This is a genomic window from Paenisporosarcina sp. P4_E4_2, assembly GCF_056401595.1.
Map to the genome: position 1 here is coordinate 1 of NZ_JBFUJC010000279.1, position 4,141 is coordinate 4,141.

A 4,141-nucleotide genomic window follows, 5' to 3' on the forward strand; every position below is an offset into this window, starting at 1 on the left:
GTGGTAGTGAACTCGATGTTCGACAGCGTCAGCTTGCCGTGTTTTTCCATATCTAAGTAAGCTTCCCAAGGATCATAAGAAGGGGTAAGCTTTTGAATTGTTGTATTCATCAATCAATCGTCCTTTCTACAATAAGTAATTGTCGCATATCAAAAGCCTATTGAAAACGTTAGATTTTAGATTTTGTTTCGATTCAAGTAATATAAGAAGAAAAGGTGATTTTTATGGATCATCCAAATCCAATACTCCTGTATGATGGCAGCTGTGGTTTTTGCCAGCAGTCTGTCCAATTTATCCTGCAGAATGAGCGTGACGAAACCATTTGTTTCGCACCACTTCAAAGTAAATTTGCGAGTCAAATAATAAAAGAACATCCATTTTTACAATCAATTGATTCAATCGTGGTACTTAAGGGAAAAGAATTATTAGTGGAATCGGATGCGGTGATAGCATTGTCATCGTATCTCAAGTCTCCGTACCATTTGGGTACTATGTTAAAAGTGCTTCCCAAATTTTCACGAGATGGATTGTATCGATTCGTGGCAAAGCGCAGACACCGCTTAATTCGTAGTAACCAATCGTGTTTACTACCATCCCCCCAACAGCGTAAACGATTTTTCGGTTAATTAAAGGAGAGATTTTAGTTGTTTTTAGAAGACAATAATGAAATACGGAAAGAACTTTTTCAAACGGTAGATGGTTTGACAGATGAACAGTTCAATAAAAAACCTGCAAATGGCAAATGGTCGCCAAAGCAAATCTTTGAACATCTGGTGCGCATGGAAACCGTCATTGCTACCAATATCGCAAGAGAACTTAAAAACCCGGATAGTCCGAAAGTTAGAAAAAAACCAATCGGCCTTTCAACAAATCGATTAATTAAAGTAGAAGCCCCTGGTTATACAGTTCCGACTGAAGAATACAAAACAAAAATGGAGATGCTGAAAGATCTCCATGAATCGCGACTCTTCTTATTAGATGTTTATGAATCAAGCACTAAAACTGTATTCAAAGAAAAATCATTCAAACATCCGATTTTTGGTCAAGTCCYATTGATTCAATGGTTTCCGTTTGTCGGACTACATGAAAAAAGGCATTTAAAGCAATTGAAAAAAACGATTGAAATGTTGTAAGGTCATAAGCATTACTTATCACAACCAATAATTTTAATGTAATTTACTTATAAACTAGACTACGTTATGATAGGAACTGGAGAAAAGTCGCTACCAATAGATGAGAGCCTTTTCATAAGACAAAAGGAGGAAAAGACATGGCAAAAAGTAACTTGCATAATAGCCGTACTTCTTTCGATTTAAACGGTAAAACGTATAACTATTATCGTTTAGCAGCGTTAGAAGAGGCAGGGATCGCAAATGTTTCCCGCCTTCCTTATTCAATTAAAGTATTGCTTGAGTCCGTACTGCGCCAACATGACGGATATGTCATCAAAGATGACCACGTAGAAGAATTGGCAAAATGGGGTAAAGACGTTGACCCTGAAGCTGAAGTACCTTTCAAACCTTCACGCGTAATCCTTCAAGATTTCACTGGAGTGCCAGTAGTAGTTGACTTGGCAGCACTTCGTTCAGCTATGGCTGAAATGGGCGGAGACCCAGACAAAATCAACCCTGCAATTCCTGTTGATTTAGTTATTGACCACTCTGTACAAGTAGACAATTACGGTACAGGTGATGCACTTCGCATCAATATGGAACTTGAATTCGAACGTAATGCAGAGCGTTACCAGTTCCTTAGCTGGGCTCAAAAAGCATATGACAACTACCGTGCTGTACCACCGGCAACAGGTATCGTTCACCAAGTAAACTTAGAGTACTTGGCAAATGTTGTTCATGCTGTACAAAATGAAGATGGTACATACGAAACGTATCCAGATACATTAGTAGGTACTGACTCACATACAACAATGATCAACGGTATCGGTGTTTTAGGCTGGGGCGTAGGCSGTATCGAAGCGGAAGCGGGTATGCTTGGTCAACCTTCATACTTCCCGATTCCTGAAGTTATCGGTGTTAAATTAACTGGCGACCTTCCTAACGGAACAACTGCTACTGACTTAGCACTYAAAGTAACTGAAGTACTTCGTAAAAAAGGTGTAGTAGGGAAATTTGTTGAGTTCTTCGGAGCGGGTGTAACAAAACTTCCTCTTGCTGACCGTGCGACAATTGCCAACATGGCTCCTGAGTACGGCGCAACTTGTGGTTTCTTCCCAGTTGATGAAGAAGCACTTGATTACATGCGTTTAACTAGCCGTGACGCTGATCACATCCAAGTAGTTAAAGAATACTTAACTGCTAACGGAATGTTCTTCACAGCGGATAACGAAGATCCAACATATACAGACGTTGTAGAATTAGACTTATCTACAATCGAACCAAACATGTCTGGACCGAAACGTCCACAAGATTTGATTCCATTGTCTGAAATGAAGTCTGAATTTAACAAAGCGGTTGTTGCTCCTCAAGGCAACCAAGGATTCGGTTTATCTAAAAAAGAATTCAATAAGTCTGCTACAGTAACGATGGCAGATGGGGCTGAAGTAACAATTCCTACAGGTGCTATTGGTATTGCTGCCATCACATCATGTACGAATACATCAAACCCATTCGTAATGTTAGGTGCGGGTCTAGTTGCTAAAAAAGCAGCTGAAAAAGGCTTGCGTCCACCAGCATATGTGAAAACTTCACTTGCACCAGGTTCTAAAGTTGTAACAGGTTACTTACGTGACGCTGGTCTATTAAAACCATTGGCTGATGTAGGATTTGACTTAGTTGGTTATGGCTGTACAACATGTATCGGTAACTCGGGTCCAATGCTTCCTGAAATTGAAAAAGGCATCATTGAAAACGATCTACTTGTTACTTCTGTACTTTCAGGTAACCGTAACTTCGAAGGCCGTATTCACCCATTAGTGAAAGCTAACTACTTAGCTTCACCACCACTTGTTGTTGCTTATGCACTAGCAGGTACGGTTGATATCGACCTTCAAAATGAAGCACTTGGTCAAGACAAAGACGGCAACGATGTATTCTTTGCTGATATCTGGCCTTCAACAGAAGAAGTGAAAGAAGTTCTTCTTAAAACAGTAACACCTGAATTATTCCGTAAAGAATATGAGCGCGTTTTCAGTGAAAACGAGCGTTGGAATGCGATTGAAACATCAAATGATTCATTGTATACATTTGACGAAGATTCAACGTACATCCAAAACCCTCCTTATTTCGAAGGTTTAACAAAAGAACCAAGCGATATCCAAACGCTTGCAGGACTTCGTGTAGTTGCGAAATTCGGAGATTCAATTACAACTGACCATATTTCACCAGCTGGTGCAATTGGTAAAGATACACCAGCAGGTAAATACTTGCGCGACCGCGGTGTGGAAGTACGCGACTTTAACTCATATGGTTCACGTCGTGGTAGCCACGAAGTTATGATGCGTGGTACGTTTGCAAACATCCGTATCCGTAACCAAATCGCAGCTGGTACAGAAGGTGGATTCACTACTTACTGGCCAAACGGAGAAATCATGGCAATCTATGATGCAGCAATGAAATACCAAGAAGACGGCACTGGCTTAGTTGTTCTTGCAGGTAAAGATTACGGTATGGGATCTTCACGTGACTGGGCAGCTAAAGGTACGAACTTACTTGGCATTAAAACAGTTATTGCTGAAAGCTACGAGCGTATTCACCGTTCTAACTTAGTGATGATGGGTGTTTTACCTCTTCAATACTTACCAGGTCAAAGTGCTGAAACACTTGGCTTAACAGGTAAAGAAGAAATCAGCGTTAACATTGCTGAAGGCGTGAAACCTCGTGATATCCTGAAAGTAACGGCTAAATCTGCTGACGGTTCTGTAAAAGAATTCGACGTGTTGGCACGTTTCGATTCAGAAGTTGAAGTTGATTACTATCGTCATGGCGGTATCCTACCAATGGTATTGCGTGACAAACTGAAAAACTAAGATTTTTTAAAGGCTGTCCCTAGGGGCAGTCTTTTTTTGTTGTGATTTCTCTTTATAATTGTCATTCAATTTCGAACATTCATATGTTACACTTTTTGGAAGAGAGTTTGTAAGAAAGGGAATCATTACATGAACCTGCCTTTACTGAAATCAAAGCTC

At 40.2% G+C, this 4,141-nt stretch carries 3 protein-coding genes and 1 pseudogene; 3 read left to right on the forward strand and 1 reads right to left on the reverse strand.

The annotated features are described in order from the left end of the window. Positions 1 to 110, reverse strand: a pseudogene (locus tag AC1DSB_RS15355) (radical SAM/CxCxxxxC motif protein YfkAB); the annotation flags it as partial. A gap of 114 nt (positions 111 to 224) precedes the next feature. Between AC1DSB_RS15355 and AC1DSB_RS15360 the strand changes: the two are divergent. The 3 genes from AC1DSB_RS15360 to acnA all read left to right on the forward strand — a co-directional run bounded on the left by AC1DSB_RS15360 (position 225) and on the right by acnA (position 3,982). Beyond that, complete coding sequence (locus tag AC1DSB_RS15360) at positions 225 to 626, forward strand: thiol-disulfide oxidoreductase DCC family protein (protein WP_477532670.1); 402 nt, start codon at positions 225 to 227, stop codon at positions 624 to 626. 18 nt (positions 627 to 644) lie between these two features. Next, positions 645 to 1,133: a DinB family protein gene (locus AC1DSB_RS15365; protein ID WP_477587037.1), complete on the forward strand. Its 489-nt coding sequence runs from the start codon at positions 645 to 647 to the stop codon at positions 1,131 to 1,133. Between the two features lie 137 nt (positions 1,134 to 1,270). After that, positions 1,271 to 3,982, forward strand: a complete 2,712-nt coding sequence (gene acnA / locus AC1DSB_RS15370) for an aconitate hydratase AcnA (protein WP_477587038.1) — start codon at positions 1,271 to 1,273, stop codon at positions 3,980 to 3,982. Positions 3,983 to 4,141 lie beyond the last annotated feature (159 nt).

Bases quoted from the DNA above. Each gene is read 5' to 3' on its own strand.
- AC1DSB_RS15360 (WP_477532670.1), top strand. From the start codon at position 225: ATGGATCATCCAAATCCAATACTCCTGTATGATGGCAGCTGTGGTTTT.